The organism is Brucella sp. 22210 (genome assembly GCF_052045675.1).
GTDB lineage: Bacteria > Pseudomonadota > Alphaproteobacteria > Rhizobiales > Rhizobiaceae > Brucella.
Map to the genome: position 1 here is coordinate 1 of NZ_JBQEPD010000096.1, position 3,947 is coordinate 3,947.

The window sequence follows — 3,947 nt, forward strand, 5'->3', positions numbered from 1 at the left end:
TTCATAGCGGCGACGTGACATCAAAGACCTCCAAATCCGAGGCCTTTCAATAACCAATCCATTCAAATAGCTAGCCTATTTATGAGTGCACGGCCTAGTCAGGCCCAGGCCGAGGATCTGAAGGGTAACAAGACTGGCAATGGCGGTGGTGGCGGGGGTGGCGGCACGAGCCTAAACGGGGGTGGCGGTGGAGGTAATGGAGGGGGAACTAATATTAACGACACATACTATGCTGGCGGATCTGGCGGCCGCGGCGGAAGTAATGGTGGAGCTGGTGTTTCGAGCCCGGGCGGTGTCACTGGCGGTGGCGGTGGCGGTGGCTACAACGGGATTAGCTTTGGAACCGTCTTGGGTTCTGGAGGGGAAGGCGGGAATGTCTTTGGCGCAAATGGTAAAAATGCCACTGGAACGGCGTTAACGGCGGGCGGTGGTGGCGGCGGTGCAGTTGGGGCTTTAGAAATATTGCCGAGTGTCAGTATCATAAAGGGCGGAGATGGAGGAAATGGGGTCGCAGGTACGTCGGATGGAAACTTAAAGGCTACCAACGGCGGCGGCGGTGCTGGTCTGTTTTTGGGTAGCGGTGTGGCGTCTACGCATGTGGGAATGGCTATTTCGGGCGGTAAGGGGGGCGCAGGCAGCTATTCTGGCGGCGGTGGCGGTGCGGGCGCAATGATCAATGGTCAATTGATCAACGTTCAAGGTGCGACAATCTTTGGCGGTGCTGGTGGTGCCGGTCCATCTCAGGGCACCTTGGGAGGTGGCGGCGATGGTGTTGCTGTTGTGGGTGTCGGTTCGCGGTTTGAGAACTTCGGAACGGTGAAGGGTGGCGGCAGTGACGCTGCTGCTAATGCGGGCTCAGGTATTAGGCTTGGTCATGATGCTTATGTTGTTAATGCCGGCATCGTACAGCCTGGTTCAACTTCTGCCAGTGCAATCGAAATCGTCGGTGAACGCGCCACATTGGAACTGCGCGCTGGGTCCTATATACAAGGCGCTGTGATTGTTTCTAGTGGTATTACGGATGCGGCGCTGTTTTTTGGCGGAACCGCCGATATGAGTATCAATGCGACTACCGACATTTACTCCGGCTTTGCGACGGTTGGGAAGACTGGCGCTGGCACGTTGACATTGACGGGGACCTCGGCGGTCGTACTGCCCTGGCATATTGAAGAGGGCAAGCTTGTCGCAAGCGTTGCCGGCAGTCTGGGTGCGGCCGGTGGCGTTGTGACGCTGGATGGCGGTTCGCTGGAGTTTGGTTCTGCTTTCACGGTTGCCAATGCGATTGAGCTTGCACAGAGCAGCAATGTTGTATCCACAAATTTCATCAACACGCTTTCCGGCGCGATTGGCGGGGTTGGCGGTCTGACCAAGGAAGGGACTGGCACGCTGATTTTGACGGGTGCCAATGACTTTGTCGAAGACCTGGTGGTGAATGGCGGTGCTGTCCAGATTGGCAATGGCGCTGCAACGGGTTCGGTCAGTCAAGCGAATATCGTCCTCAACAATGGCAATCTGATCGTTGACCGTTCGGATAATTACCAGTTTGACAATGATGTCAGCGGCTCGGGCCAGCTGATCAAGAATGGCGCCGGTAAGCTGATTATCGGGGCTAATCTGGACCATACTGGCGGCACGCTGATCAATCAGGGCACGTTGCAGATTGGCGATGGCGGGCTGGACGGGACTGTCAAGGGCGCGATCACCATTGCAAGTGCTGGCACGCTGGAATTCAATCATTCCAATGCGGAGATCTATCAGGGCAGTCTGACCGGGAGCGGCACGCTGAAGGTCGATAGTCCGGGCGCCCTGCATCTGACGGGCGACAATAGCGGCTTTACCGGCACGACGGCGGCCAATGGCACCTTGATTGTCGATCATAAGCTTGGCTCGACGGTCAATGTCTCGGCCACAGGCGATCTGTCGGGTTCTGGCGAGATTTTGGGCAATACGTCGATTGCTTCTGGCGGTACGCTCTATGGCACGCAGGGCAAGACCCTGACCTTTGACCAGGATCTGACCTTGGCCACGGGCAGCGTCGTCGATGCGAAGCTCAGCCTGTTCGATCCGGGTGCCAGTGCGTTATTTGACGTGAAGGGCAAACTCACATTGGCTGGAACGCTGAATGTGGAATCGCTTGGCGGGCTTGGCGAAGGCGCCTATCGCCTGTTCGATTATGGCACTTTGCAAAATGATGGCTTCACGCTTGGCACAGCCCCAAGCGGTGTCAGCTTTGTTATCGATACGAATACAGCAAACCGGGTCCTGCTTCTATCGACCGGTGGTGCTACGGTTTCCTATTGGGATGGGCCGAATGGTCCAAGTAATGGCCAGGTCGATGGCGGTACTGGGATTTGGAGCAATGAAGCCAGCAATAATAGCTGGACCACGCCGAGCGGTGCCGTCAATACGGCTTGGCCGAACGATGAAATGGCGATCTTCAGCGGCACTGGTGGTGAAGTGACGATTGTCGATACCTATGGCCAGGTCGCATCTGATGGCATGATGTTCCTTGTGGATGGCTATACGCTGAAAGGCGACGGGCTTGTCCTGACGGGTGAGGGAAGTGCGAAGTCGGTTGTGGCGGTCGGTACGAATACGGCTGGCAGTGAGATGATCACTGCCACGGTGGAAAACCAGCTTCTTACCACAGCTGGCTTGAACAAGACCGGCCTTGGCACTTTGATCCTTGCAGCCGACAATAGCTATACGGGCGGCACGCAAATCACCCAGGGCACGTTGCAGCTTGGCAATGGCGGTAACACGGGCAGTGTCACCGGCAATATTGTGATTGGCTCCAACGAGCAGGATGAGGCCGAACTGAAGATCAATCGTTCGGATGTCTATACGATCTCGGGAACGCTGTCGGGCTATGGCGCGCTGATCCAGGAGGGGTCTGGCAAGACGATTTTGACGGGTGAGAACACCTATATGGGTGGCAGCACGGTCAATCATGGCGAATTGCAGATCGGGAATGGCGGCACACAGGGCAGTATTGAAGGGGATGTGCATCTTGCAGCCGGCACGATCTTCTCGACGGATTTGTCAAAAGATATAGCGCTCGATAGCACGATCAGCGGTGCGGGCAAGGTGGTGCAGAAGGGGACCGGTGTCACGAAGCTGACCGGCCATAACACTTATGCTGGAGGCACTGAGATCACGAGCGGTGTTCTGGAAATCGAACGTGATCATAATCTGGGCGATGAACATGGGTCTGTTCTGATTGATGGTGGTGAATTGCGCTTTGCCGCGCCGGCAACCCTTGGCAAGGATCGCACGGTCACTTTGGGTACCAATAATGGCGTGATCAACACGAATGCCAATCTGGTCGAATTTGGCGGTTCTGTTGATGGTGCTGGGCAGCTGGTCAAAACGGGAACTGGCACGCTGGTTCTGGATGGTGAGAATAGCTATGCTGGCGGCTCGCAGGTCAATGCTGGTATTTTGCAGATCGGCAATGGCGGCAAGACGGGTAGTATAATTGGCAATGTCGATGTTGCAGCCGGTGCAGGCTTTGGCATTAATCGCTCTGATGATTATACTTTTGCGGGCACGATCAGCGGTGACGGGCATTTTGAGCAGACGGGCACTGGTGAAACGGTTCTGACCGGTATCAACAGCTATAAGGGCGGCACGGATATCAAGGCTGGTGTTCTGGAAGTTGGTTCCAATGAGAATCTGGGCGATGCTTCTGGAGACGTGCGTATTGATGGCGGCACGCTTCGCTTTTCTAATGGTTTTGACACGGCGCGCCATGTCACGCTTGGCGCGAACAATGGTTCGATTGACACGGAAGGTAATACCAACAAAATCACGGGCGTGATCGACGGAGATGGCAGCCTGGTCAAGGAAGGCACCGGCACGTTGATCGTGACGGGTGAGAACAGCTATACGGGTGGCTCCCAGGTCAATATGGGCACGCTGCAGCTTGGCGATGGCGGCACCAATGG

1 protein-coding gene is annotated in these 3,947 nt (G+C 56.0%); it reads left to right on the forward strand.

Going from position 1 to position 3,947, the window contains the following annotated elements:
* Positions 1–81: 81 nt before the first annotated feature.
* On the forward strand, positions 82–3,947 hold a 3,866-nt coding region (locus ACTJKP_RS26465; RefSeq protein ID WP_440632777.1), incomplete at its 3' end, for an autotransporter-associated beta strand repeat-containing protein.